Here is a 25383-nt window from a genome sequence, read left to right as displayed (position 1 = left end):
GAACGTTGCGACGTTGTCGCTAGGGATGCGTATAATACATCCTTAATTTCTCGAGTCAATACTTAATTTCAAACTTTCTTTCGATTATTTGAAACCGAAGTTTCACTTAACTCTCTGCTACGTTGTTCAGCGTCTTTCGTTGCTGCCCGCCGTATCAGTGGGGTCGCATTATAGGGAGATCCAAAAACAGATCAACCCTTTTTTTAGATCTTTTTACTGTTTGCTCAAAAAGCGAACTAAATTTACCTAAAACAACAAAACATGCTGCAATTATGACTGTTTTTTAAGCCAATATTCATAATTTAATGCAAATAACATTGCTATGTTCATTTAACACGTTAAGATAGCAAGCTCACAATGTTAAATTAATGTTTATTTCCTGTTTATTGGTAGATCTAAAATGAAATTACCCGATCAAAAATCTTTTCTTTTCTCTATTATTATTGCTGTATTAGGTTTTGTCGTTGTTAAGTTTGCATTTGCAAGCTTAGCCTTAGACCCTGCGTTGCTGTTTGGTGCAGGTTTATTAATTGGTGCTTTAGTGATTGCCGTTGTTGCATCACCGGTAAGTGAGGAGGCTGAAGTAAAAACAAAAACACTTTATGTTGGCAATCTTCCTTACCGTGCTAATGAAGGTGTCGTTCGTGCTTTATTCGAAGAACAAGGCAAAGTGTTCAACGTCCGTCTATTGAAAGATAAAAACACTGGTAAGCGACGTGGATTTGGTTTTGTTGAAATGGCTGAAACCGATGCAGACAAAGCAATCAATCAGTTGAATGATAGTGAATTCCAGCAACGCACTTTGAAAGTGCGTGAGGCAAAACAAAAACAAGAAGGTGAAGCTAGTAACTTTCGTCAGGAGTCTGATCAGTCAACTCTATAAGCTCGATGCTTAATTGCGAAGCATCAATAGGGGCCGTTGCGTAATAACGCAGCGGCTTTTTTGTGTCTATTGATAAGTCAAATTGATGTTTCATTAATAAGCTACTTACCCTATTGGCGATCGCTTTACCGGAATCAATTAACTTTACCGGCTTCTCAAAGCGCATCGTTAATGTATTTGCTAATAAAGGAAAATGTGTGCAACCTAACACAAGTACATCAATATCATCAGCAATATTAAGTGCGGCTATTTCTTCATTAAACTCATAGTTAGATAATGAATGAGTATGAAACAATGTTTCAGCTAATTCTACCAGCTTAGTTGAAGCATATAAGCTCACTTTAGTATTTTTACCATGTTCTTTGATAAGTGCTTTAGTGTAATGACTATTTACAGTTGCGGGTGTGGCAAGTAGACCGATATGTTTTGTTTTACTTATTAAGCAAGCGGGTTTAATTGCAGGTACCACACCTACAATTTCAATATGAGTGTGCTTGCGAATGATGTTGAGTGCAGAGGTCGAAGCTGTATTACAGGCTATTACTAAGATATCAACTTTCAATGCACTACTTTCAATGAAATGGATTAAAGCCAGTAAGCGTTGAATGATCTTTTGCGGCGGTTGAGCACCATAGGGCAATAGTGCATTGTCCATAAAGTAACTATAAGTGGCTTCAGGTAGCAGTTGTTGAATTTGCTCAAGTACAGTAGTGCCTCCAATACCTGAATCAAATACCATGATATGAGCTGACAAACTACTTTCCCCTGAAAATCAAAGGTCAGCAGTTTGCCATGCAGTTATTTAAAAAGAAAGCTTACGATTTTAGCTCTTCGATATCTGCGTTGATCTTATTCATCTGCTCAAGCATGGTCTTGGTATAATCGACTAACTTGCTCACTTCTTCTTTATCTTGATTTAACCACTCTAAAATACCGGCAAGTTGATTTTGTAAACCAAGTTCATTTGCCTTATTCAAGGTTTCTTTCAAGTCATCGTTAAATGGTGCTAGCTTTTCTGCCACATCTTTTTCAGGAGTAGGTCTGACTTGTTCGTAGCCTTTTATGCTTGCAACGGTCTTTGTTTGTCTAAGATCCATAGAAAAGGCAACAAGCTGCTCATTACCTAAATTAAGTTCCTGCGCCTGTTTAAATGCTTCATCTAATGAACCAGAGAAAAAGGTCTCGCTCACTTCTTGTAAATCTTCCATAAGCGCATTAATTGCTTCTTGCTCTTGTTCATTTAATTCACCATTCACTGACATCGAAAATGAAAGCTCACGAGATTGTGATGACTCACTTACAAATGCTTCATTTCCACCACGCTTACTATAAGCACTGGCAGATTGGCTAGTATACGCATCTGCAAAACTGATACTCACTTCATCGCCTTCTGCTGTGGTGAATGTATACTCAGCATTATTTCGTAAACTTACATACTGTGCTTGGCTTACCGATACAGAAGCTGGCTTAGGGTTAAAAAGACTTTCCTCAAGTTGATCTATACCACTGAAGATACCTTCTTTTGATTTCTCAATACCTTCTTCAATATCATCATTTAGTAGATTTGAACCTTTCAGCTCTTCATAAGCCTCATCAACTCCCATTTGAACGCCTTTTCGGGCTTCACCTAACATACTTTTAAGCTTTTCGTCATCTGCACCATCCGCTTTTGCTTTGCGAATAGCGCCGCCAACAAAATCAAGTACATTCTTAACGATTGCTTCAAAGTCAAACAGGGGCCTATCTTTTTTTTCTTCTACTACAGGTAATCCTAACTCTGCGGCAAGTTTATCGCCGAGTACTTTGGCAGCTAACTCTCGCCCTTTTTGCTGATAGCTATCATGAGCACTTTGAATTGTAGGCTGCTGCAATGGTTGCTTACCATTGTACTTATTTACGTTTGTATTAGGCATATAGCCTTGGTTGCCAATTTTCATGATCCGACTCCATGTGATGATTACCTCATTATCGGCTAAAAGTTAGAAAACTTAAGTTTTCTGTATAAAAAAACAACACCAAAAATAAGTAACAAAACTAGACAAATCTTCTATGCCCCCTACAATAGCGCCGATATAAAGCTAAGAGATAAAAGGTAATCAGCCATGGCGGTTATAAAAATTGATACAACTCAATATGATGCACAACTAAGTGAAAAGGAGCAGCGCATCTTTTCACAGTTTCAACGTTTCGGTGTTGAAAAGTTAGAAGTATTTAGCTCTGATCCAATTCACTACCGTCAACGAGCTGAGTTTCGCGTGTGGCACGAAGGTGATGATCTATTTCATATTATGTTTGATCAACAAACCAAAGAGAAAATTCGCGTTGAAAGCTTTGACCCTGCTGCGCCTTTAGTCGGTGAGGTTATGCAGGCGATGATTGAAAACTTAAAAGGGTGTGAAATCCTACGCCGCAAATTATTTCAAATCGATTACCTATCAACTTTAAGTGGTGAGATTCTTGTCAGTTTGCTGTATCACAAGCCCTTATGTGATGAATGGTTAGAGGCAATTAAAGCACTAAAAGCAAAACTCAGTACACAATTTAACATCGACTTTATTGGCCGCGCACGTAAACAAAAAGAAGTGATTGGTAATGACTACGTCGTAGAGCGCCTAAACGTTAATGGTAAAGAGCTTATTTATCAACAAGTAGAGAATAGCTTTACCCAACCAAATGCCAAAGTAAATATTAAGATGCTTGAATGGGCACAAGCACTTTGTGAGCCATTAGAGAATGATTTACTCGAACTATACTGTGGTAATGGTAACTTCTCGATTGCTTTAGCGAACTCGTTTGATCGTGTACTCGCAACTGAAATTTCTAAATCATCTGTTTACTCTGCACAATATAATATTGCACAAAATAAAGTGGATAACTTAGATATCATTCGCATGTCGAGTGAAGAGTTTACGCAAGCTATGAAAGGTGAACGCACGTTTTCTCGCTTAGAAGGCATTGATCTGAAAAGTTATAATTGTCAGAGTATTTTAGTTGATCCACCCCGTGCAGGAATGGATACACTCACCAGTGATCTCGTAGCTAATTACGACAATATTATCTATATATCATGTAATCCAGATACGCTTGAACGCGACCTTGAACACCTTAGTAAAACACACGAAGTTAAACGCTTTGCTATATTTGATCAATTTCCATACACGCATCACATTGAGTCTGGTGTATTTTTACAACGTAAATAAGTTTAGTTTTCTGCCAGTGCTGCAAATAGCGCTGGCAATTGCTCTTCACTGAACACATCTATATTATTACTTTGTAATAACCGTGCGGTTAAACCCATCCCTATAACCTTATGCCCTGTATGGCTGCCATCATAGATAGTGTTACGCCCGCAGGATGGACTGGATTCTTTTAGTAAAGCAAAACGAATTTTATGCTTTTGGCAAATTTTTAAGGCTTGTTCTGCTCCTGCGATAAATTCAGCAGTGACATCTTCAGCATCTTTCGTTAACACTCGATCTTCTTTAATTTCAGCGGGCGGCCTTGGGATAGGTAAACCACCAGCTACTTCGGGACAAAAGGAAACTAACCTTTTTTGTTGTTTGAGTGATTCTAATCCAGGGTCTAATAAGTTTTGCGATTGGCCATCGTAGCGTACAGGATTCCCCAATAAACAGCTTGATACTAAAACTTTTTCCATGTTCTTCACCAATAAAAAAGCTCCGCGAGCGGAGCTTATTAATATATTTAGCTTATATTATTTATCAGCTAAATAGTTGATAAGGTCAGCCATACCTTTTGCATCACTGATACCTGACTCAGCACCTAAAATTAAACGATATTTACCATTCACAATGAATGTTGGTACACCTTTTAATGCGCCTTTTTGTTTGTAGTACTCTTGATCGCGTTTCATTTTTGATGCCATCGTACGTACAGAAAAGCTATTGTAGTATTTATCAAAATCAGCTTCCGTTACGCCTTGTGATACGAAGATATCTTTCATATCTGCTAATTCATTGATTCGTGCACGTTTACCATGAATATGATTAAAAACAGCAGCCACTAAAGCATCTTTTTGTGGTAACACAGCCGCGGTTGCATAAGCTTGGGCTAACATAGATTGAATTTCTGGATCACGAGGTCCTGAAAAGTCTACATGGCTCTTTTTAAAAGCAACACCGTCATTCAAAAGCGGCTTTAGCTGTGCAACGATTGATTCAAAGCTATTACAATGCGGACAATAAAATGAGAAAAACTCTTTTACTTCAGGCTTTTTAGAAGCGCGCGCATCAAATGCTTCGTAATGCTTACCTTCTTCATATTGTGCAGCCGCTGCATTCGCTGCCAATCCTAATGTCATCGCCAATAAGGTGGCTTTAACTAACTTAATCATTACTTCTACACTCCAAAATTATTGTTCTAGCAAAAACTTAACCAGCTCATCAAGCTGCTCTTGGCTCTTGATGGTGTTTAAGTTTATTTTATATTTATCATTTACAATAAATGTTGGTACGCCTGTTAGGGCACCGATTTGTGAATACTTATTTTGTTTGTCTTGCATCGCTTTTTCTGCACTAATTACTGGCATGCTTGCGATTTCAGTATCAAATACTTCATTACTAATACCGTTCGTTGCAAGTAATGCTTTCACATCTTTAATATTTTGTAGTGGCGCACGTTGAACATGGATGCTATGAAAAATTTGATCTGCTACTTGCTCACCCTTTCCTTGTTGCTTAGCAATAAGGTAAGCATAGCTTAGGTTACTCTGTGTTTGTTTTGACACCCCACCTAAAAAGTTAACGTGGTTTTTAACAAACTCAGTGCCCTCTGGCAGCGCTGCGGTCAGTGCTTTAGCCACTGGCTCAAACTTAAAACAGTGTGGGCAATAAAAAGAGAAAAACTCTGTCACTTGCGGGGTAGCACTTTTTTCAACTTTCAATACTTCATACTGGTTACCTGCTTCGAAGTCAGCCGCAAATGCAGCAAAAGGTAAACATAGAATGAGTAGACTTAACTTTAATTTTTTAAACATTGTTTTCTCGTCTTTACTTATCTTTTTAAAATTTATGGTAATAATTTTAACGGGGCTTCTTGTAATGCCGCAAGCTGTTCTTTTAGAGCCAGTATTTGTTGCTCCCAGTATTTGTCTTCTGCGAACCAAGAAAAGTTCCGTGGAAATGCAGGATCATCCCAGCGTTTTGCTAGCCACCCCATATAATGCACCATTCGCATGGCACGTAATGGTTCGATGAGTTTAAGCTGATTATGATCAAAATCACAAAACTCTTCGTACGCCGCAACTAAGGTATCTAACTGTAACAGTTGGTTATTACGATCGCCACTTAACATCATCCATAAATCTTGAATGGCAGGACCTTGACGACTATCATCCAAGTCTACAAACATAAGTGCATCACCTGACCAAAGAATATTGCCAGCGTGACAATCACCATGCAGGCGGATTGTTTCAACATTTTTATACTGAGCCGTCGTCTCGTTAATAACCAAATCCAAAATAGTATAAAACGGATTTTCAAGGGCCATAGGCACTAAGTTACTCGCTTGCAAATGAACTTTCGCTGTCTGTAAATATTCTTCGCAGCTAATTTCAGGGCGATGAGAAAAGGATTGTACCTTTGCAGTTTGATGCATGCGCCCTATTAAGCGCCCAAGGACATCGAGTTGATCTAAGTTATCAACTTCAAAAATCCGCCCTCCTACGCTTGGGAATAATGCAAACAAATATCCATTATGTTCGAAGAGACTCTCACCTTCTCTACAAACCGGCGCAACTACAGGCACTTCAGCTTCCGCGAGTTCAAATGCAAAAGCATGTTCTTCAAGTATTTGCTCCTTAGTCCAGCGTTCAGGCCTGTAAAACTTAACAACATAACGATAACCATCCTCAGCTTTAAACTGATAAACACGATTTTCGTAGCTATTTAAAGCCAATAGCCCTGACTCTGCGTAAATTCCGATACTTTCTACGGCATCTAAAATTGAATCTGGCGTAAGGTCGACAAAACTAAATTTACTCATAACGTCCCATTATATAAAAAAGCGGGAAAACCCCGCTTTTTATTGTATGTGCTCAGTGTACTTAATTATTGTCCCTTAAAGAAGTTGCTGGGCTGTGAAATCTGCACATCAGGCTCTGAATCGACAGAAAGTACAAACTCAAACTTAGTCATAGGCTTTTTCAAATCATAAGGGTCGACGACTAAAGATAGGGGCACATTGTATGATTCCCCAGAAGGAACAGTAAATGTTTGTTTACCTATATATTCAAAGTTATCTAACCCTTCTACAGCAATATTAAAGGTTTGCTCATACTGTGCTTTATTGATGACTTTAAGTGTATAGGTGTTCTCTACCAAGCCATTAAAGTCAACGCGATAAAGTTGATTTCGGTCACGAATAATATCGAGTTCCATCGGCTTGCGCATCGCAATATTTGCAACCAGTGCTCCTGTTAAAACAACAAGAATTACCATATAACCTATCAACTTAGGACGTACAGCATGTGTTTTATTTTCAGGTGTTTCTAAGTTACGTTCTGTTGTGTAGGAAATGAGTCCTCTTGGATAATTCATTTTATCCATAACTCCATCACACGCATCAATACAAGCACCACAGTTAATACACTCATACTGCAGACCGTTACGAATATCTATACCCGTTGGGCATACCTGTACACACAAGTTACAATCTATACAGTCACCCAATCCCAACTCTTTCGGGTCTTGTTTACGTGAGCGAGGGCCTCGGTTTTCACCACGAGCTTCATCATAGCTCACTGTAAAAGTATCTTTATCGAACATAGCCGATTGGAAACGTGAATATGGACAAATATGTAAGCACATAATTTCGCGCATCCAGCCTGCATTCCCATAAGTACATACCGCAAATAAGGCAATACAGCCATAGGAGTAAGCCGTTGCATCGAGTGTAAATACGTCAGGAAGTAAGTCTCTTATCGGTGTGAAATAACCAACAAAAGTCAAAGCTGTATAGAATGAGAATAGCCACCAGCTACTATGTTTTGCGGTTTTTCGCCAGAACTTATCAAAATCCATTGGCCGTTGATCGAGTTTTTTCCGCTGATTAGCTGTGCCTTCAAACTTCTCTTCAAACCAAATAAAAATAAATGTCCAAACCGTTTGCGGACATGTGTATCCACACCAAACTCGCCCGTAAAAGGTCGTCACTAGGAATAGAGCAAACGCTGCTAACATCAAGATAAACGCTAAAATAGTAAGGTCTTGAGGCCATAGGGTTAAACCGAAAATATTAAATTTTTGACCAACTAGGTCAAATAATACCGCTTGTTGACCCTGAAAGTTAATCCAAGGCAGCAACATAAAAGCAAGCATGCCAATAAAGCCAATACGCTGTCTCAATAGTTGATGTAAACCGGAAACAGCTCTTACGTATATTCGGTTGCGAGGGTTAAATCTATCATCAAGGGAAGCGTTTTCCGGTTTCTGGATCTTTACTTCCGTTGGGATATTTTTAACCTTAATTTGTTTATCCATTAAAATTCCTCAACGCCACTAGGAAATAAATACTCAAACATTATGTTTGTAGTTTACAGATATAGACAATCCGTGAATAAATTAGAATGCATCTCATTACGTTCAAAGATTTCTGAAATTTCCAACTCATCAAAATCATTATACTCAATCTCTAAAAAATTTCAGGGATTGATCACGAATATGTCTGCTTAAATTATTTCATCGTATCTGCTTGCTTTTAAATTGGCCATTTTATTAAACTTGCAACCATACCTTATTCATTCAGATCAAAGTTTGTTGTGCTATGAAAAAATTTCTCATTTTAGTGCTTATAATTTTAGCATTATTCACTATTGATCACCCGTTGATCAAAGAGCCAAGAGAGAAACTACTGGGTGATGGCATTGGCTTTCTTTCAAATGCTAGCAAAGTCAACAGAAGCCCTGCCGCAAACATGGCAAAAAATAATATTAAGTCACAACTAAATTTGTCAGCTTCTGAGCAGGAATACGTCGAAGAAACATTCATAACCGATGAGAAGTTGCAGGTATTTCACCTACGCTATTGCCGAGAGAAAGATATCAACATCTACTTTTATGGTGAGCGTTTAGAGAATGTATGTAGTATTGTTTCAAGTGCATTGAAAGAAAGGCTAAATAAGTGATGGATTTTTCGACTCTGAATAAAAAAGCCAGTGATTCATTTGCAAAGCAGCGTAACTTACTAAAAAAATTAGCTAAGGGACAAACACTACACTGTGAAACCTGCAAAGGTGTTCTTACCCTTGATTTGCAAACAGACCAACCAGGAAAAGGCGTTGTACGCTGCAAAAATGGTTGTACTGATATTATTTTGGAATTAGGTAGTTAGCCTAATTCCAACCCTCATCATTGTACAGCTGACTGTTCATAGCAACCACCTCAATTAACTCAGCAAAGCCCGCTGCAAACTCCCCCATCAACTCGTATTGTTGCTGACACAGCTGCCCCTCTGTTAGTTCATATTCACTGGCAATTGCAGCAATATCTAATTGCGATAAGCTAAAAAAGCCTAAACTCTGATGAGCGGTATCTAGTGCGGCTTTAAACTCTTCACTAAGCAAAGGCGCCGCTAATAATTTAGCAATATAATCTTTTGCTCCAAGTAAGAAACCTTGACTCCAATGCTGGCACTCTTGAATATCCAAATATTGTTGCTGTTTTGAATTGACCTGCAAACTGACAGGCAAACTAAACCCAGTTCCAAAAACCTGCTCACTGATCTGCTGATACAATGCCATAAATGCAAACAACACCTGTTCATCCATTTGCCCATCACACCCTGGGCAAACCTGTTCGAGCCACTGATGGACATCAAGAGGTTCTGGCGCACAAATAACAGCAAATAAGTAGCCTTGTGTTTGCGCTAAAGACAGGGCATTTTTTTGCTCTGAAAGAAAGTGTGTTAATAACACTCTTTGCTCAGGTGAAAACTCAGGAATTTGCATATTACTTCTACTATTTACCTAAATTAGAAATTTAATGGGTAACGACCTTCACTATCAGGGCGACCAAGAAATTTAGTTGCATCATGTACTTCTTTAGGAAGACTTGCTTCTGGTTTGATATACCCTGCAACCTTAAAGTCTAGATTCGCTTTTAACGTTGCATCCGCTTCTAAACCTAAGCGGTTTTCAGGGTCAACTAATACAGCGATATCACCAGACTTACAGCTTAAACGACCACTTAAAGGCCCAATACTAAACCAACCGTTTAATCCTTTGACATCAATGTTTGGGCTCGCTATTTCACCTGCTAACGTATTGCAGTAAGGTTGGCCTGAACTGTACTCATCTAAGTCAACAATTACACGCCCTTGCGCACTAACAGGGAGTGGTAATTGTAAACGCGCCATTGCACGTTCAACGGTTAATCTTAAAACTGCATTCTTGATATCTATGGCTTGGTTAAACAAACCATATGAAAAGTCAGCACGACCGGAGATATCAGCTTTGTCTCTAGGATCACCAAAGCGCACTGTACCAACGAGCTTGCCACTAAAGAGTGACCAGCCCGAAATCTGCCAACGCACATTATTCAGTTGTTCATTTTCAAAACGCGCTTGCATTACACGCCCATCCCATAATGAACCGCTGGCTTTACCTAGTTGTAATTGTTTAGGTAGGTGTGGAGCGGCTAAATCAAGCGCTACAGCAGCCGGTGTTTTCACTATAGTGAAGACCAAAAAGCACAGTAAAAAAATGGCGACTAATAAAATTGTTTTCTTCATCGTCTACTTCTCTAATACCAACCGACTTACACGAACAAAGCCTGATTTATCATCTTTACTTAAATCCAAATTCTCAATAAGTACTCCTTGAGAATTAACAAGCTCATCAAGCCATTCAACTAATTTATTGAATTCGACAGAGTCAATTGTCAAACGAAGCGAGTTATCGTTTGGTTGCATTTTACTAATAGTGATTTGATAGCGATTACGCGTACTATTTACTATTTGGCTTAAGCTGCGATCATTGGTTACACGAGCACTTCCACTGGCTTTAAGCTTAATGATGCTCTCATCAACCCAAGCAAGCAATTCTTGCTGCTTTATGTTGTCTTGTTCTGCTTTTTCTATTGCATTGTTTAGGGGTCTAAAAATACCCATCACTAATACAAAAATAACAAAAACAGCACCGGCAATCATCACAAGTTGTTGCTCTTGCTCTTTTAAAGAACGCCAATAATTGACTAGTTGCTCTTTCATGCCGCACCTCGCAATTTAATCTCTCCGACAACAAAGTCACCATCATTATTTAGCGATCCTTGATCAACGGTTAAACCTCGTTGCTCCAAAATTGCTTTCACCTTACCAAATGACTGAAAATCTTTACCTCTAGCACGGATCCGTAATTCATTTCGTCGTTGATCATAGCGAAGTGTTTCAGGCGAAAAATCTTTTACTTCATCGAAAATCGATACTAAATCACTCGTTAAATCTAAGAAACCTGCTGTACTCCCACCATCTAACAAGGCCAACTCACTGCGGATCTGGCTACGTATTAACTGCGGTCGCACTTTCTTATCGGGAAACGCACGTTGATAGTTAGATACCACTTGAGTCTTTGTTTGCTCTATTTGGTTATTGAGTTTATAAAGCTCTAACGACTTAACGCCAACACTACACACTAACGCAACACCTGCTGCAATAGCGGCTTTTTTCCAGTATCCCCACCAAATAGCAGACTTCTTCTTTAACTGATACATGCCTTGGCGTAAGTTAAAGCTGGTAGTAGGTAGCTGTTTAGCAAACAATGCTAATGGAAGGTCATAAGACTCTGTTTTAGCTATCAGATTAACCGTATCAGGAAAGCCTACAGCAGGACTGTAATGTATGACATCAGGGTTATTTAAAGCTGTCAAATAACCTTCTAACCAATCAGACTCAACCACTGCCACGTGCCAATCACCTAATTTGCATAACCACTGTTTATTTAGCTCAATCACACTCAGTTGATTAACTTCATCTGAGCTTGGTAATAGTAATGCGTCAGGTAGTATTTTAAAGACTTCTAAATTATGTTCGTTAAACTGGGCTAACCATTGCTCAAACCATTCTCTGTCTGCCATGGCAATATTAATCGCATGCTTGTCACCAACCATTGTTGGCTCTGCAATTGCGATAAATAGCTCATCAACATCACACGCTATCTCTTCTTCAAGCATGTAAGGGAGGGCTTGTTCTAACTTACGGTTCCACTTAGTTGGGAGCTCAACAGTCTTCAGTTGTACCTGATCGCTTGGCAGTAGCACTATCACTTCTCTTGATTGTGCTTTTTCTGCTAATTCACCTAATTGTGTCGCTGCTGCTATTTCGCCGCTAGCAATGATTTCTTGTTCTGTAGGTGAGTAAATAAGCCAATTTAGGCTATCTGTTAATGTTCGACCCGTACGGATCAACAATATTTCTGTCACTGTACGCCTCCAAATTTTCGCGCCAGTATCGTTACTTTACCATTATTGGCATGCAGTAAGGTGGTCATCGAAAAACGCAGCTCAACAAATTCAGCTTGCGTCTGTAGTTTAAAATATTCACTGTTGATGGTGAGCAAGTCTTTCACGGCATCCACATTTTGTCCGCCTTGTTGCTTAACTTCCTCAAAAAATTCTTCTATATCATCAAATCCTTTATCTGGTCGTGATGATAAAACACTTTGCGCACCTGACAGGCTTAAACCGTCTATCAAGGAGCTTAAAATAATTGCACTTTCCGTTGGTAAGGTATTAACGTTAATGGCCAAGTTCTCGTTGCCTGGAATGACACATACAAATGGCAGCACTTTTTCCATAACCAAAGGATTAAACCCTTTAACCAAGCGTAATTCAGAGGTAGACGCAAATAAGCTATTTGCGGTCATATACGGATATTTACGCGATAAATACTCATCTTCTTCTGCTCCCGAACGATAGGTGATGCTGTCTTCATCTAACCAATCGTATACACTATCAGCCATCGCTTCTTCTGATTCATCAGCAGGCAAATCTTCTATATTCTCAAGTAGGGCTAGTAATGCTTTGTGTGCAGGGTTTGTGGTGTTCGATGAACCACTTTGTTGCACCGGTTTTGCATGCAGCGCATTGAGGTTTAAACAGGCTTGTAGATCAGTAATAGTGCCACTTAAGGTGCCATTATCAACAGGATAAGGAACACCGCCTTGCTGTGCCCAAACTTGCCCTAGATTCGTACTATCAGGATCATCTTTCTTGGCTTGGTTTATCGCCTTAATAGCCAGTTCCTCAGCGGCAAATGCATACCACTTAGCCTGTTGGTGACCTTGGATGTTTGTGCTGCGCTGTACTTGCACCATTAGATTTGCACTCATTTCGACTGCCAACATGGCCGCAAGTGCAACAATAAATAGAACAATAACAAGTGCTGCGCCTTTTGAACGCTTTAAGGACATCATGATTGACTCTCAACACCGCCTTCGCCCGGCACTAAAAAGACGCGACGAATAGGCTCTTGTTCTATTTTCTGGATTGTAACAGCAACTGCTTTAGGTAATGCTTTTATTTGCCATTGCTCTTGCCACTCATTTTTGTCATCAAGAAATTCAAACTTTAAGTCTTCGATATCTTCAAGCAGTATTTGTGAGCGTGGCTCCATATTGTCTAGTTGATCAACATACACGCGATATACACGCTCTAGTTTATCGTCAATAACGCGGTAGCCAACGGCTTGTAATTCTGAACGTGGCAGCAAGTTAATGGGATTTACCCAGCCATCGCGTACAAACCCAATCCCATCATACTGACTATCCAAAACATACCGTCCTGTCAGAATATAGGTTTCTTGAAAGTCCCCAGCTTCATTACGCACTTGTCTTTTCGTCATTTGACTGAAATCTTGGTCCATTAAACGAAATGTTGTTTGAAAACCATTAAGCTCGGCAATTGTTTCATCAGACGCGTCTTTTGCTTTTGTGGTTGAGTCTAAAATTTGATGAGTCGATAAAACCACAAAGGCTAGAATCCCCATGGCTATGATTACTTCCAGTAAGGTAAAACCGCGTTGCTTCACTACTTATCACCTTTGTTTAAGTAAGTGGACAACTCATAAACCGGATCCGCGAGTTTTTCATCAGTGAATATATTAATAGTCACTTTTACAAAGCTTTTATCTGCAGTAGGTACAACATCTTGACGCCAATACCATTCATAACCAGCGAGTGTTTCAGTCCCTTTTGTGCCGTTTTTGCCCTGCCACTCACGGCCTTTAGCGCGTTGCTCAACCATCACATTCTCAGCAACCCATGAAGCATATGTTTGCTCTTCAATCGTAGCGAGATGATTTATATGCTCACCCGTTGCCTGCATTGCTGCAATACCTGCCATAGCGCATATAGCCAAGGCAACCATCACTTCAAGTAATGTAAAACCAGCTGCTTTAATCACTATTCAGGCTCCCTACGAAATTGGACCGGAGCCATAAACTCACCTTCAATAAAATAAATAGGCTCTCGCGCATTCTCAAGTTCGTAAGTAAGTTGAAAGGCACTCACTTCACCCGAGGATAAAATAAGCACTTGCGGTATTTTTAACTTTTTGAGTTCAAGTAAACTATCTTCATCCCCGCCACTCATAAGCTCACGCCAATTAGATTGCTCTAATAAGTTATCCTGTGCCCAAGCCAAATCCTCAAGGTTTAAGGTTAGTTTAAAACGGTTATCGACTTCTACCGGTTCGAATAGCTTTTCGCGATCAAAGGTGACCCATTTTTCACCATCAAAAACGAGAAACTCAAACACGTTTTTATCTAAATGAAAACCTAATTCAACTTGATTCAATATAGCAAATTCTGATGCCAAATTGATTGTGGTGTGTAATCTTAGCGCTTGCTTTTCTAGCTCTTCTTCAGCACCACCATCAAAACTATAGGCGACCATTTTAGTAACAAAGCCAATCACTACCAGCACCATTAGTATTTCGATGAGGCTAAAACCTTTTGCGTGTTTTACGCCTCGAGCCAAATGCAAACGACCAAGGCTTACCATAACAGTAAGCCTTGATGTGTAGATTGAGTAAACATCTGGCTGAGTTTACACATTATTGCTTTTCTTCGTCCCAGTTACCGATATCATCATCAGTACCCGCTTCACCATCTGGGCCCATTGAGAAAATATCAACTTTACCAATTTCTCCTGGGCTAATTAGCTGATAAGGATTTCCCCATGGATCTTCCGGTAGTTTTTCAATAAAACCGCCTTCAGGAAAACGGCGAGGAATAGGCTCGATGCTTGTTTTATTCACTAATGCTTCAAGACCTTGCTCAGTGGTTGGATAGGTTTTATTTTTAAGCTTATAAAGACTCAGCGCGTCCTCAATTTGCTGAATATCTAAATGTGCTTTATCTATTGCAGCCTCTTCTTGCTGACCCATAATATTTGGCGCTACGATCGACATAATCATACCGATGATAACCAGCACCACCATAACTTCTAGTAAAGAGAAACCTGATTGTTTATTCACAAAATACCTCTAATTTTCTTCAATATTTATTATAAAACGTCACACCTTCATGATGCGTCGTTTTAACCTTCCTTAATTTAAAGACCAACAGCCTTGTTCATTGCCATAATAGGCTGGAGTATTGCCATAACGATAAACAATACAATAACAGCCATTGATGCGATCATCGCTGGCTCCAAAAGTTTTAAAGAGACATTCACCATACTCTCAAACTCTCGATCTTGGTTGTTAGCAGCACGTTCAAGCATTTGTTCTAACTCACCGGACTTTTCACCACTGGCGATCATATGAAGCATCATAGGTGGGAAAAGCTTAGTTTGCTGTAAAGCAGCACGAAGGCTTGCGCCCTCACTGACACGAGTTGCGGCATCTTGCACTGACCTCTTCATTTTTTCGTTGACTAACACCCCACCTGAGATACGCATACCTTCAAGTAATGGTACTGAACTCGACGACAAAATACTTAAAGTTCGCGCGAAACGTGCAGTATTAACACCACGTGCAACCTTACCTATACCTGGCATGTGCAGCACTTTATCATCAAACCAAAAGCGAATTTTTGGCTTCTTTAAAGCATGCTTGATAGCCACAGACACAGCTGTAATTACGATCAAACTAATAAACCAATAGTTCTGTACAAAGTTACTCGCAGCCATCACCCATTCGGTAGTCCAAGGTAATACTTGTTTAGACTTTTCGAATGTTTTTAATATTTTTGGAACAACAGTCCCCAATAATACAGACACAATGGCAATCGCAAACACCACCAAAATGGTTGGATACACCATTGCCTGTGTTATTTGACTACGCATATGTTGGCGTTGTTCCGTGTAATCGGCTAAACGATTTAAAACCTGATCTAAATGACCTGATTTCTCACCTGCTGCTACCATAGCACGGTATAGGTCATCAAACACATGTGGAAACTCACTCATTCCATCAGCGAGGGTATATCCTTCTACAACCTTTGAACGAACCGACATCAACATGCGCTTTAAACGGGGCTTTTCGCATTGCTCAGCCACCGCCATTACAGCCCCTTCAACAGGCAATGCAGATTGAATTAAGGTCGCTAGTTGGCGAGTGATTAAGGCTAAATCTGAAGTCGAAATTTTTGCTTTAAAAAAGCTGCCAAATAAGGTTTTTTTCGCTCCTTTAGCTTGCTTTTCACCTTCCGCCGCCGCAACAACCTCTAAAGGCATTAACCCTTGGTCACGTAGTGTCTGGCGAATTTGCTTTACCGTATCGGCTTCAAGAATGCCTTTTTTCTCTTTTCCTTTGCCATCGAGGGCACGGTATTCAAATGCAGCCATGGTTAACCTTCCTCACGTGTCACACGTAAGACTTCTTCCAATGTCGTTCGCCCTGCTAATACGCGGTTACAACCATCTTGGCGAATACTTGGGCTACGAGTTCGAATATATTTTTCAACACTTTGTTCGCCTTTGCCACTGTGAATCATCTCGCGGATTGTCTCATCAACAACAAGCAGTTCATGAATACCTGTACGACCACGATAACCATTAAAGTTACACTCTTCACAACCCACAGCGCGATAAATTGTTGGGGGCTCAGATGGGTTAACACCTAATAATTGACATTCTCGCTCATCTGCAACATGTCCTTCTTTACAGCTATTACATAATGTACGCACTAGACGCTGTGACAATACACCCAATAGTGATGATGAAAGCAAGAAAGGCTCTACGCCCATGTCTTCCATACGGGTAATCGCACCGGCAGCCGTATTAGTATGCAGTGTCGACATAACTAAGTGACCCGTTAGGGATGCTTGCACACCAATTTGGGCCGTTTCAAGGTCACGGATTTCACCAACCATTACAACATCCGGATCCTGACGAAGAATAGCCCGCAGGCCACGGGCAAAGGTCATATCTACTTTCGTATTTACTTGAGTCTGACCAATACCAGGGATCTCATACTCAATCGGATCTTCTACGGTCAAAATATTGCGGTCACGCGAATTAATCTGACTCATACCTGCATATAAAGTGGTACTTTTACCAGAACCTGTCGGGCCAGTTACCAAGATGATACCGTGCGGTTTACTGATAAGATCTGCAAATAGCTCTCGGTTACGCTCTGTCATGCCTAAATCTTCCAGATTTAGGCGGGCATTATTTTTATCTAGTAGACGCAGTACTACACGCTCACCAAAACTCGATGGCATGGTTGATACACGCACATCAACAGCACGACCCGCAATACGTAAACTAATACGACCATCTTGCGGGATACGCTTTTCAGCAATATCGAGCTTAGCCATAACCTTTATACGTGACACCAATAAAGAAGCAAGTTTACGATTTGGTTTTAATACTTCCTTTAAGACTCCATCAACCCTGAAGCGAATAACTAATTCTTGCTCAAAAGTTTCAATGTGAATATCAGACGCACCTTCTTTAATCGCTTCACTTAACATGGCATTAATCAGTTTGATGATTGGCGCATCGTCATCACCAGCAAGGAGATCTTCTGTTTGTGGCAATTCATCAGCTAATGAGAATAAATCAACCTCATTGCCAATATCTTCCATCATTTGCTGTGTTTCAGAACTATCTCGCTGATAAGATGCTTCAAGCAATAATTCAAACTTATCATCTGCCAGTTGCTCTAAAGTAAAGCTATGGCCTGCAATTCGTCGCACTTCAAGCAAAGCATTTACATCTAGTTCGCCACGATAATAAACCGTCCAGTTATCAGCATTTTTACTAAGTAATACGCCAACACGACGCGCATATGAAAATGGCAAACGTTTAGCTGGCAAACTGACAAGATCATCACTTGTTAAAAGCTCACCGTGCTCAGTTGGCTCGTTATGGACTAGCTCGTCATTAATCTCTGTAATTGCATCAGTCATCTTTGCGATCATCTGCGTTTTGTTGTTTTAAATATTCTTCGTACGTTGGTGGCAAGACTAAGGCATCATTCCACTCTGGCAAGATTGGCATTTCTGTCAATGGCATTAAATCAATCCCATCTTCTTTTTGTTTATGTTGCTCACCACGAATGAAATTATATTTCACATGACTGAGTTTATTCATACTCATGCCATCACGAACGATTGTAGGGCGAATAAATACAATTAAATTACGCTTACGCTTGCTGGTACTGGTTGAGCGGAATAAATGACCAAGTACAGGGATGTCACCAAGTAATGGTACTTTTGACACACTTTCTTGAACGTTTTCGTCAATCAAGCCGCCTAATACAACCATTCCACCATCATCGGCCATCACTGTGGTTTTAATTGCACGCTTGTCTAATGAAATATCAACCGCTGTTGCACCACTAACACTCGATACTTCCTGCTCTATCGTTAACTGTACAGCTGAGCCATCGTTAATTTGTGGCGTTACTTTAAGCTTTACACCAACTTCTTGACGTTCTACTGTTTGGAAAGGGTTTGAGTTATCTGAGCCTGTTTGAGACCCTGTGATTATTGGCACTTCTTGACCAACAATCATTGATGCTTCTTCGTTATCCATAGTGGTTACTGACGGAGTAGCAAGAATATTGGAATTGGTATCAGAAGACACAGCTTGGATAATCGCGCCCCAGTCGTTTTTGACAATACCCATAGCTAGACCATTAATACCACCAAGCAAGGTTGCAAGTGGGCCTAAGTCACCTTCTACAGTTCTTTCGATTGGCGTAACATTACTTGTTTCAGTGCCAATGACGTTATCTGTAATTGTTTTATCTCGCGCTTGTTCGGCGGCAACAGCCAATGAGCCCACTGGCACTGTAGTACCATTATTAAACTGCATCATCCCGCCTTGCTCTGAAATCCATTGCAGACCAAAGTTAATACCATCAGCTTCAAAAACTTCGACAATAATTGCTTCAACCAACACTTGAGCACGGCGTATATCAAGACGCTCAATCACTTGTTCCAATGAACGCATGGTGTCTGGTTGTGCAGTAATAACCAATGAATTTGAGTCTGGATGAGCTTCGATACTGGTTTCGTTTTGATTACGTGTACGAGTTTTAGTTGCGCCGCCTTGAGCATCTTCTGCAAGCGTTTTACTTACACCTTGTAAAACCTTAACAAGCTCATCTGCTTTCGCATAATTTAAATAGATAACCTTAGTATTACCTTGGTTCTCTAATTCACCATCTAAGCGACTAATAAGCTCAACTGCACGAGTTCGGGCTTGAGCTTCACCACTAACAATCACGCTATTGGTTCGACCGTCTGCCACCACTTTAGGAATTAAAAACTCAGGAACACTTCCCTTACCACTGTCTTTATAAATATTTTCAACAACAGAAACAACATCGTCCGCCGTTGCAAATTTAAGCTTTACGATATCAACACGCTTATCACCAGCTTGGTCAACGGAGCGAATAATTTCAACTAAACGATTTACTGATGCAGCATGTCCAGTCAGCATCATCACGTTAGCTGCATTAAAGTTTGCTACATGACCACCATCTTTTTGGTCGCTAAATTGACGTACTAATGGCCCTAACTCTTGAACGCTCACATTTTTAACACGCACAACGCGTGTCACCATCATGTCGCCGCTTGCTTGATTATCTTCTGTAATCAAAGGAACATTAGACTTTTTAGCGTCAGAGCTTTTCTCAATTTTGATGATACCGTTATCCATCTCTACCGCTGAATAACCATACACTTCAAGTACATTTAAGAAGAATTGATAATAGAGCTTCTCATCCATTAACTCATAACTGCGCACATTAACTTTACCGCGCACATTAGGGTCAATAATGACTGTTTTATTTAGGTTTTTCCCAACGATATTAATAAATTCATTAATATCTGTCCCTTTAAAATTTGCAGCGTACTCTACAGCCGAAACTGAGAGCGATAATCCTGTTAACAAAAAAAGCGCTGCATATTTAGCTAACCCTTTTTTAATTTTTTTGAGGTGTAGCGCGTGAACCATTTTATAAAAACTCCAAAGCTAGTTATTGCAGGCTAAATTGCACATCAATTTGCTCACCATCCCGCTCGATAGTGATACTTGCGTCAGTACTATTACGTAATTCGTTTATAGCCGACATCGCCTGTTTTAAATCATTTAATTGATAGCCATTTATAGCAACAGCTAAATCATTATTCATTAATCCCATTTGCTTAAATAGCTCTGGGTCTTTACCAGGGCTTAAGCGATAACCCACAAGCTCACCATCAACCATCGCTTGCGATACACGAATATAGTCGAATAGTTTGCCAGGATCGTTTAATACTTCTTCGCGCGTTTCAATAATCGCTTCTTTAACGTCTTCATCTGCCGTTGGGTTTATTTCTCTTTCGGTATCAAAAGGCTGAGGACCTTCTTGTAATTCGGGCTCCGCCTTTGCGGCCAACACAGGCATAGAGACTGTTTTAGTGAAATCAAGGCCATCTAACATCAATGTTTCAAAACGACCACTCACATCTAAAATAACCCGATCAGGCAAAACTTGAGCTAACTTAGCCCGTGTGCCTTGAATAGCATCATCGACTACATATGTTTCTTGTCTTCCTTGAGATTCAATAATTGCTAAACCTGCTTGATCATCTTGGCTCACTGCAACAATGCCGGTTAAGTTGATACTTAACCGTGTTTCTGGAGCATTATTAATAACATGTGTTTGCTTAGCGGTAGGTTTTTTTGAGTCAACAATCACTTTTCCAAATAAATGCTGATCAATAATTTGTTGAGAACTGACAGTATCTGTGCGAGTCGTATTCAAACTTACTCGATTTGCAGGCAATACTTTTGCATTAGGCTCAGGCCATAACAACCAAAACAACTTAGATGACAAAAATGCTATATAAACAACAACTAATAGCACTACAAATGCACTCAATTTGGCATGTGGTAGGCCATTCAAAAATTGTCTAACTTGTTGTAAGTGTTGATCCATAAACTTTAATTCTTATTTTAATTTACTGCCTAATAGCTGGCTTATACTACCCTTTCATTTTTCATTCAACAAGCGCACATATATTAAACTTTGTAAACAGAGTGATTCTAACGAGTAGGAGTTCAAAGCAAGGCTTTGACTGTTTCTTTATAATTAAGTTTCATGATAAATTTTGCCTATATATTGAGTAGCTTTAGAAGAGCGTAATTGTGTCAAAAGTTAACACTAAACAGTCGCAAGACAAACAAGACGAGTTAAGCGTACGCCTAGATAAATGGTTATGGGCTGCACGCTTTTATAAAACCCGCTCAATAGCACGAGACATGGTACAAGGCGGTAAAGTGCATTATAATGGACAACGTACTAAACCAAGTAAAATAGTCGAAGTGGGTGCAGTAGTAAAACTACTACAAGGGGTCGACGAAAAGATAGTCACGATTGAAAAAATCCTTGATAAACGCCAAGGAGCCCCCATTGCACAAACCTTATACCAAGAAACTCAAGCAAGTATTGAGAAACGCGAAGCAAATGCTATCGCCCGTAAGAACAACAGCTTCTTTGCTCCACACCCTGATCGTAAGCCAGATAAAAAGCAAAGACGTGAACTGTTAAAAATGAAATCAAGTTAGGTAATGCTCCATGCAACAAGATTTACTTCATCGTTATATATTTGATCAACTCGATGTACGTGGTGAACTCGTACAAATAGACCAAACCTATCAAGAGATGATCGCTAACCACAATTATCCTGCCCCTGTGCAAGCTCTACTTGGTGAGTTACTTGTAGCAACTTGTTTACTCACAGCAACCCTAAAATTTGAAGGTGAGATAGCCGTCCAATTACAAGGAGACGGTCCAGTAAAATATGCTGTTATTAATGGAGATGATAAGCAAAATATGCGTGGCATTGCGCGCCTACAAGGTGAGGTGCAAGGGAACACAATTAAAGATTTAATCGGAAATGGTTATATGGTCATTACGATTACCCCAACAAAGGGCGAGCGTTACCAAGGTATTGTGCCTTTAGAGCATGATAGTCTAGATAAATGCCTTGAAAGTTACTTTGAACAATCAGAGCAATTGAAAACACGCTTATGGTTTGCAACAGAAGTGACAACTGACTCAGCCAAAGCGGCGGGTCTTTTCTTGCAAGTATTACCGGTTAATAAAGAGAAATCTGTAGAAGACTTCACGCATCTAGAAGCACTCAGCAACACAATTAAGGATGAAGAATTACTTCACCTAGATGCAAATACAGTGCTTACTCGCCTATATCATGAAGATAACCCGCAGTTGTTTGAACCGCAAAAAATTACTTTTCGTTGTGGATGCAGCCGTGAAAAAACAATTACTGCGTTAGTTAACCTTGGTCAAGATGCGTTACTTGAAGACGTAAAAGCAAATGGTGAAGTTAAAATTAGCTGTCATTACTGCCTAAAGGATTACATCTTTAACGAGCAAGATATTAAAGCTATTTTCAACTAAAGCAGCTCTTAATAATAATATTATATTAAAAGCCGTATTTATTACGGCTTTTTTGTATAATTTTATGACACCGGTATCATAAAAAACCACTCTTTCATGACACCGGTATCATTGAAATTATTCATGTTTTTTGCCAAATATATGTGTTTTTAAGGCCTTCAGACTCTCGAATATCCCTAATCCTTCTGTTACTATTATTTCAGCTTAAGGGAAATAAGAACCCCAGAGCTATCCCGTTCAATCTCACACAATTTAGGTATAAACATGACTGCAAACGCTACTCGTTTTGTCGATCTAACTGCAGCTGAACTTGTCGAACACGCAATCCGTCGTGGCGAAGGGACTTTAGCCGCTAATGGTGCTTTTGTTGCAAATACTGGTCGTCGTACTGGCCGTTCACCAAAAGACCGTTTTATTGTTCAAGAACCAAGTACTGAAAACGAAATCCAATGGGGTAACGTAAACCGTCCTTTCGATGCTAACAAATTCGACGCCTTATGGGCTCGCGTAGAAGCACATGTGCAAAGTAATGACCACTTCATCTCTCACCTAGAAGTTGGCGCAGACCCTGAGCACTATTTACCTGTTGTTGTAACAACAGAAACTGCATGGCATCACATCTTTGCCAAAAACATGTTTATCGAACCTGATACTTATAATGCATCTGATTTACCTCAGTGGCAGGTAATGAATGTCCCTTCTTTTGTTTGTGATCCAGAACGTGATGGCACAAATAGCGATGGCACAGTAATTATCAACTTTGCACAACGTAAAGTGCTACTGGCAGGTATGCGTTATGCCGGTGAAATGAAAAAATCAATGTTCTCTGTACAGAACTTCCTACTTCCTGCAAAAGGTGTATTACCAATGCACTGCTCTGCAAACGTAGGTGAAGCTGGCGACACTGCGCTATTCTTCGGTCTTTCTGGTACAGGTAAAACAACATTATCTGCAGATCCTACTCGTTTCCTAATCGGTGATGACGAGCACGGCTGGGCACCAGGTAGCGTATTTAATATCGAGGGTGGTTGTTACGCTAAATGTATCGACTTATCACAAAAGAATGAGCCTGTTATTTGGAATGCAATTCGCTTTGGTACAATCTTAGAAAACGTTGTACTTGACGAAAACCGTGTGCCAGACTTCCATGATACTAGCCTTACACAAAATAGCCGCGCAGCTTACCCTCTAGAGCACGTTGAAAAACGTAAAGTAGAAAACCGTGCAGGCGAACCAAAAGCCGTTGTATTCTTAACATGTGACGTAAGCGGCGTATTACCACCAGTTTCAGTACTTACTGAAGAAGCTGCAGCTTACCACTTCCTAAGCGGTTACACTGCAAAAGTAGGTTCAACTGAAATCGGCTCAACAAGTGATATTGAATCAACTTTCTCAACCTGTTTCGGTGCACCATTCTTCCCACGCCCAGCAGGCGTTTATGCAGAGCTTCTAATGAAGCGTGTACGTGAATTTGGCGCTAAAGTATACCTAGTTAACACAGGTTGGACTGGTGGCCCTTACGGCACAGGTAAGCGTTTCGATATTCCGACTACACGTGCTGTAGTTGATGCAATCGTATCAGGTAAACTAGCAGATGTTGAAACTCAACACATCGACGTACTTAACCTAGATGTACCAGTTGCAGTTCCTGGCGTAGATAGCCAACTTCTTAACCCTATCAACACATGGGAAGATAAAGAGAAGTACGCAGAATACGCAAACAAGCTAGCATCTGACTTCACAGAAAATTTCGCAAAATACGACGTTTCTGAAGCAATCAAATCTGCAGGACCTAAAGCTTAATAACGAGCTTACTTCCTGAATAAAAACGCCAGCTATATGCTGGCGTTTTTGTTTTTACAGTAATAATGCGGGCATACAGCAGTGGCTTTACTTTAGTATTAACGCAACCATTTTATTAATAACCTCTGTATTTTAGTCCCAAATAGCATCGGCTTCATTCCGTCCTATTCATCCCGTCCTACATAAGATCTACGCCCACGTAGTCTCATCACGCGATGTAAAATCGCGACGACACACAAAAAGCCGCTGAATTTCCACAAAGGGGTTTCGCTTATTTGGAGCCATGGTGGGCTACGCAGTGGATATCCTGCTTTTTATGGTATCTGCCACACTCTCATTATATTGGATGGCTTATCGCGTAGCCGCGAGCTTACTCCACGTCATGGGCTATCTATTCGCGGATAGAGCGCGTATAAAATCGCGACGACAAACACAAAAAACCCGTTGCATTGCTGCAACGGGTTTCTTTAATTAGGAGCCTGGCGATGTCCTACTTTCACATGGCAAATGCCACACTATCATCGGCGCTGTTTCGTTTCACTACTGAGTTCGGCATGGAGTCAGGTGGGTCCAAAACGCTATTGTCACCAAGCAAAATGTGTTGTAAACGCGATATAAAATCGCGACTACTAAATTCGGAATGCTGATTTTAAGTAAATTCTACTTTAGTTTCTTAACTTCTGTTCGTTACGCTGTCACAAAACGCGTTTGGCGTTGTATGGTTAAGCCTCACGGGTAATTAGTACAGGTTAGCTTAATGGCTCACACCACTTCCACATCCTGCCTATCAACGTTGTAGTCTTCAACGGCCCTTCAGAGACTT

27 protein-coding genes and 2 rRNA genes are annotated in these 25383 nt (G+C 40.2%); 7 read left to right on the top strand and 22 right to left on the bottom strand.

Annotated features, from left to right (window positions below; all coding sequences use genetic code 11):
* The first annotated feature begins 400 nt into the window (after window positions 1-400).
* Window positions 401-883: an RNA-binding protein gene (locus tag L3V38_RS20055; protein WP_237120524.1), complete on the top strand. Its 483-nt coding sequence runs from the start codon at window positions 401-403 to the stop codon at window positions 881-883.
* On the opposite strand, the gene murI is transcribed toward L3V38_RS20055, so the two are convergent.
* Window positions 843-1637, bottom strand: coding sequence for a glutamate racemase (gene murI, locus L3V38_RS20050; protein WP_237120523.1), 795 nt, complete (start codon window positions 1635-1637; stop codon window positions 843-845). The two genes, L3V38_RS20055 and murI, sit on opposite strands and share 41 nt — an antisense overlap.
* 61 nt (window positions 1638-1698) lie before the next feature.
* On the bottom strand, window positions 1699-2820 hold the full coding sequence (locus L3V38_RS20045; protein WP_237120522.1) for a DUF5610 domain-containing protein: 1122 nt from the start codon (window positions 2818-2820) through the stop codon (window positions 1699-1701).
* A 165-nt stretch (window positions 2821-2985) separates the two neighbouring features.
* On the opposite strand from L3V38_RS20045, the gene trmA reads away from it, so the two are divergent.
* Window positions 2986-4083: a tRNA (uridine(54)-C5)-methyltransferase TrmA gene (gene trmA / locus L3V38_RS20040; RefSeq protein ID WP_237120521.1), complete on the top strand. Its 1098-nt coding sequence runs from the start codon at window positions 2986-2988 to the stop codon at window positions 4081-4083.
* Window positions 4084-4085: 2 nt separating this feature from the next.
* On the opposite strand, the gene L3V38_RS20035 is transcribed toward trmA, so the two are convergent.
* The 5 genes from L3V38_RS20035 to ccoG form a co-directional block, all read right to left on the bottom strand.
* Window positions 4086-4541, bottom strand: a complete 456-nt coding sequence (locus tag L3V38_RS20035) for a DUF523 domain-containing protein (protein WP_237120520.1) — start codon at window positions 4539-4541, stop codon at window positions 4086-4088.
* Between the two features lie 57 nt (window positions 4542-4598).
* On the bottom strand, window positions 4599-5237 hold the full coding sequence (locus L3V38_RS20030; RefSeq protein WP_130149096.1) for a thiol:disulfide interchange protein DsbA/DsbL: 639 nt from the start codon (window positions 5235-5237) through the stop codon (window positions 4599-4601).
* Between the two features lie 18 nt (window positions 5238-5255).
* Window positions 5256-5879: a thiol:disulfide interchange protein DsbA/DsbL gene (locus L3V38_RS20025; RefSeq protein ID WP_237120519.1), complete on the bottom strand. Its 624-nt coding sequence runs from the start codon at window positions 5877-5879 to the stop codon at window positions 5256-5258.
* Window positions 5880-5911: 32 nt separating this feature from the next.
* Entirely contained in the window at window positions 5912-6886 is a 975-nt protein-coding gene (locus L3V38_RS20020) for a serine/threonine protein kinase (protein ID WP_237120517.1), read from the bottom strand.
* A gap of 65 nt (window positions 6887-6951) precedes the next feature.
* The gene (ccoG, locus tag L3V38_RS20015) at window positions 6952-8382 is read right to left on the bottom strand and encodes a cytochrome c oxidase accessory protein CcoG (protein ID WP_237120516.1); all 1431 of its coding nucleotides are present in this window, start codon (window positions 8380-8382) and stop codon (window positions 6952-6954) included.
* A 283-nt stretch (window positions 8383-8665) separates the two neighbouring features.
* Here ccoG and L3V38_RS20010 point away from each other — a divergent pair, with 283 nt between their 5' ends.
* Together L3V38_RS20010 and L3V38_RS20005 are read left to right on the top strand one after the other, a co-directional pair.
* On the top strand, window positions 8666-9025 hold the full coding sequence (locus L3V38_RS20010) for a hypothetical protein (protein ID WP_237120515.1): 360 nt from the start codon (window positions 8666-8668) through the stop codon (window positions 9023-9025).
* Window positions 9025-9231: a hypothetical protein gene (locus L3V38_RS20005; protein WP_130149103.1), complete on the top strand. Its 207-nt coding sequence runs from the start codon at window positions 9025-9027 to the stop codon at window positions 9229-9231. The genes L3V38_RS20010 and L3V38_RS20005 overlap by 1 nt, the downstream gene beginning before the upstream one ends.
* 1 nt (window position 9232) lies before the next feature.
* On the opposite strand, the gene L3V38_RS20000 is transcribed toward L3V38_RS20005, so the two are convergent.
* From L3V38_RS20000 to gspC, 13 genes are all read right to left on the bottom strand, one after another.
* Window positions 9233-9847, bottom strand: coding sequence for a UPF0149 family protein (locus L3V38_RS20000; protein ID WP_130149091.1), 615 nt, complete (start codon window positions 9845-9847; stop codon window positions 9233-9235).
* A gap of 23 nt (window positions 9848-9870) precedes the next feature.
* Window positions 9871-10629 (bottom strand): type II secretion system protein N, encoded by a 759-nt coding sequence (locus L3V38_RS19995; protein ID WP_237120514.1) that lies wholly within the window; start codon window positions 10627-10629, stop codon window positions 9871-9873.
* A gap of 3 nt (window positions 10630-10632) precedes the next feature.
* Entirely contained in the window at window positions 10633-11106 is a 474-nt protein-coding gene (locus L3V38_RS19990; protein ID WP_062567046.1) for a type II secretion system protein M, read from the bottom strand.
* Window positions 11103-12314: a type II secretion system protein GspL gene (gene gspL / locus L3V38_RS19985; RefSeq protein ID WP_237120513.1), complete on the bottom strand. Its 1212-nt coding sequence runs from the start codon at window positions 12312-12314 to the stop codon at window positions 11103-11105. Before gspL ends, L3V38_RS19990 begins: the two co-directional genes overlap by 4 nt.
* Complete coding sequence (gene gspK, locus L3V38_RS19980; RefSeq protein ID WP_130149102.1) at window positions 12311-13303, bottom strand: type II secretion system minor pseudopilin GspK; 993 nt, start codon at window positions 13301-13303, stop codon at window positions 12311-12313. The genes gspL and gspK overlap by 4 nt, the downstream gene beginning before the upstream one ends.
* Window positions 13303-13920 carry a type II secretion system minor pseudopilin GspJ gene (gene gspJ, locus L3V38_RS19975; RefSeq protein WP_193987922.1) on the bottom strand — a complete coding sequence of 206 codons (618 nt, stop codon included), beginning with the start codon at window positions 13918-13920 and terminating at the stop codon, window positions 13303-13305. Before gspJ ends, gspK begins: the two co-directional genes overlap by 1 nt.
* Window positions 13920-14294, bottom strand: coding sequence for a type II secretion system minor pseudopilin GspI (gene gspI / locus L3V38_RS19970; RefSeq protein ID WP_130149087.1), 375 nt, complete (start codon window positions 14292-14294; stop codon window positions 13920-13922). Before gspI ends, gspJ begins: the two co-directional genes overlap by 1 nt.
* Entirely contained in the window at window positions 14294-14893 is a 600-nt protein-coding gene (locus L3V38_RS19965) for a prepilin-type N-terminal cleavage/methylation domain-containing protein (protein ID WP_193987923.1), read from the bottom strand. Before L3V38_RS19965 ends, gspI begins: the two co-directional genes overlap by 1 nt.
* A 52-nt stretch (window positions 14894-14945) precedes the next feature.
* Window positions 14946-15368 carry a type II secretion system major pseudopilin GspG gene (gene gspG / locus L3V38_RS19960; RefSeq protein ID WP_130149085.1) on the bottom strand — a complete coding sequence of 141 codons (423 nt, stop codon included), beginning with the start codon at window positions 15366-15368 and terminating at the stop codon, window positions 14946-14948.
* Window positions 15369-15445: 77 nt separating this feature from the next.
* Window positions 15446-16681, bottom strand: a complete 1236-nt coding sequence (gene gspF, locus L3V38_RS19955) for a type II secretion system inner membrane protein GspF (protein ID WP_237120512.1) — start codon at window positions 16679-16681, stop codon at window positions 15446-15448.
* Between the two features lie 2 nt (window positions 16682-16683).
* Window positions 16684-18249: a type II secretion system ATPase GspE gene (gene gspE, locus L3V38_RS19950; protein WP_130149083.1), complete on the bottom strand. Its 1566-nt coding sequence runs from the start codon at window positions 18247-18249 to the stop codon at window positions 16684-16686.
* Window positions 18242-20305, bottom strand: coding sequence for a type II secretion system secretin GspD (gspD, locus tag L3V38_RS19945; RefSeq protein WP_237120511.1), 2064 nt, complete (start codon window positions 20303-20305; stop codon window positions 18242-18244). Before gspD ends, gspE begins: the two co-directional genes overlap by 8 nt.
* A gap of 22 nt (window positions 20306-20327) precedes the next feature.
* On the bottom strand, window positions 20328-21272 hold the full coding sequence (gene gspC, locus L3V38_RS19940; protein ID WP_237120510.1) for a type II secretion system protein GspC: 945 nt from the start codon (window positions 21270-21272) through the stop codon (window positions 20328-20330).
* Window positions 21273-21481: 209 nt separating this feature from the next.
* Here gspC and hslR point away from each other — a divergent pair, with 209 nt between their 5' ends.
* The 3 genes from hslR (at window position 21482) to L3V38_RS19925 (ending at window position 24560) form a co-directional block, all read left to right on the top strand.
* A complete protein-coding gene (gene hslR, locus L3V38_RS19935) occupies window positions 21482-21901 on the top strand; it encodes a ribosome-associated heat shock protein Hsp15 (protein WP_130149080.1) in 420 nt (139 codons plus the stop codon).
* 10 nt (window positions 21902-21911) lie between these two features.
* Window positions 21912-22757 carry an Hsp33 family molecular chaperone HslO gene (gene hslO / locus L3V38_RS19930; RefSeq protein ID WP_130149079.1) on the top strand — a complete coding sequence of 282 codons (846 nt, stop codon included), beginning with the start codon at window positions 21912-21914 and terminating at the stop codon, window positions 22755-22757.
* A 264-nt stretch (window positions 22758-23021) separates the two neighbouring features.
* Entirely contained in the window at window positions 23022-24560 is a 1539-nt protein-coding gene (locus L3V38_RS19925) for a phosphoenolpyruvate carboxykinase (RefSeq protein WP_237120509.1), read from the top strand.
* A 477-nt stretch (window positions 24561-25037) separates the two neighbouring features.
* Here the strand turns inward: L3V38_RS19925 and rrf are convergent.
* Both rrf and L3V38_RS19915 read right to left on the bottom strand, forming a co-directional pair.
* Window positions 25038-25152 (bottom strand): 5S ribosomal RNA (gene rrf, locus L3V38_RS19920).
* 126 nt (window positions 25153-25278) lie between these two features.
* Window positions 25279-25383, bottom strand: a 23S ribosomal RNA gene (locus L3V38_RS19915); the annotation flags it as partial.

Origin of the sequence: Pseudoalteromonas sp. L1 (assembly GCF_021728095.1) — a bacterium.
In the GTDB taxonomy this organism is placed as follows: domain Bacteria; phylum Pseudomonadota; class Gammaproteobacteria; order Enterobacterales; family Alteromonadaceae; genus Pseudoalteromonas.
This window is presented reverse-complemented; position numbering and strand designations above follow the sequence as displayed.

What these genes read in the sequence shown, in the direction of transcription:
- L3V38_RS20055 (WP_237120524.1), top strand. Translation starts at nt 401, where the DNA reads ATGAAATTACCCGATCAAAAATCTTTTCTTTTCTCTATTATTATTGCT.
- L3V38_RS20045 (WP_237120522.1), bottom strand. Translation starts at nt 2,820, where the DNA reads ATGAAAATTGGCAACCAAGGCTATATGCCTAATACAAACGTAAATAAG.
- trmA (WP_237120521.1), top strand. Translation starts at nt 2,986, where the DNA reads ATGGCGGTTATAAAAATTGATACAACTCAATATGATGCACAACTAAGT.
- L3V38_RS20035 (WP_237120520.1), bottom strand. Translation starts at nt 4,541, where the DNA reads ATGGAAAAAGTTTTAGTATCAAGCTGTTTATTGGGGAATCCTGTACGC.
- L3V38_RS20030 (WP_130149096.1), bottom strand. Translation starts at nt 5,237, where the DNA reads ATGATTAAGTTAGTTAAAGCCACCTTATTGGCGATGACATTAGGATTG.
- L3V38_RS20025 (WP_237120519.1), bottom strand. Translation starts at nt 5,879, where the DNA reads ATGTTTAAAAAATTAAAGTTAAGTCTACTCATTCTATGTTTACCTTTT.
- L3V38_RS20020 (WP_237120517.1), bottom strand. Translation starts at nt 6,886, where the DNA reads ATGAGTAAATTTAGTTTTGTCGACCTTACGCCAGATTCAATTTTAGAT.
- ccoG (WP_237120516.1), bottom strand. Translation starts at nt 8,382, where the DNA reads ATGGATAAACAAATTAAGGTTAAAAATATCCCAACGGAAGTAAAGATC.
- L3V38_RS20010 (WP_237120515.1), top strand. Translation starts at nt 8,666, where the DNA reads ATGAAAAAATTTCTCATTTTAGTGCTTATAATTTTAGCATTATTCACT.
- L3V38_RS20005 (WP_130149103.1), top strand. Translation starts at nt 9,025, where the DNA reads ATGGATTTTTCGACTCTGAATAAAAAAGCCAGTGATTCATTTGCAAAG.
- L3V38_RS20000 (WP_130149091.1), bottom strand. Translation starts at nt 9,847, where the DNA reads ATGCAAATTCCTGAGTTTTCACCTGAGCAAAGAGTGTTATTAACACAC.
- L3V38_RS19995 (WP_237120514.1), bottom strand. Translation starts at nt 10,629, where the DNA reads ATGAAGAAAACAATTTTATTAGTCGCCATTTTTTTACTGTGCTTTTTG.
- L3V38_RS19990 (WP_062567046.1), bottom strand. Translation starts at nt 11,106, where the DNA reads ATGAAAGAGCAACTAGTCAATTATTGGCGTTCTTTAAAAGAGCAAGAG.
- gspK (WP_130149102.1), bottom strand. Translation starts at nt 13,303, where the DNA reads ATGTCCTTAAAGCGTTCAAAAGGCGCAGCACTTGTTATTGTTCTATTT.
- L3V38_RS19965 (WP_193987923.1), bottom strand. Translation starts at nt 14,893, where the DNA reads ATGGTAAGCCTTGGTCGTTTGCATTTGGCTCGAGGCGTAAAACACGCA.
- gspF (WP_237120512.1), bottom strand. Translation starts at nt 16,681, where the DNA reads ATGGCTGCATTTGAATACCGTGCCCTCGATGGCAAAGGAAAAGAGAAA.
- gspE (WP_130149083.1), bottom strand. Translation starts at nt 18,249, where the DNA reads ATGACTGATGCAATTACAGAGATTAATGACGAGCTAGTCCATAACGAG.
- gspD (WP_237120511.1), bottom strand. Translation starts at nt 20,305, where the DNA reads ATGGTTCACGCGCTACACCTCAAAAAAATTAAAAAAGGGTTAGCTAAA.
- gspC (WP_237120510.1), bottom strand. Translation starts at nt 21,272, where the DNA reads ATGGATCAACACTTACAACAAGTTAGACAATTTTTGAATGGCCTACCA.
- hslO (WP_130149079.1), top strand. Translation starts at nt 21,912, where the DNA reads ATGCAACAAGATTTACTTCATCGTTATATATTTGATCAACTCGATGTA.
- L3V38_RS19925 (WP_237120509.1), top strand. Translation starts at nt 23,022, where the DNA reads ATGACTGCAAACGCTACTCGTTTTGTCGATCTAACTGCAGCTGAACTT.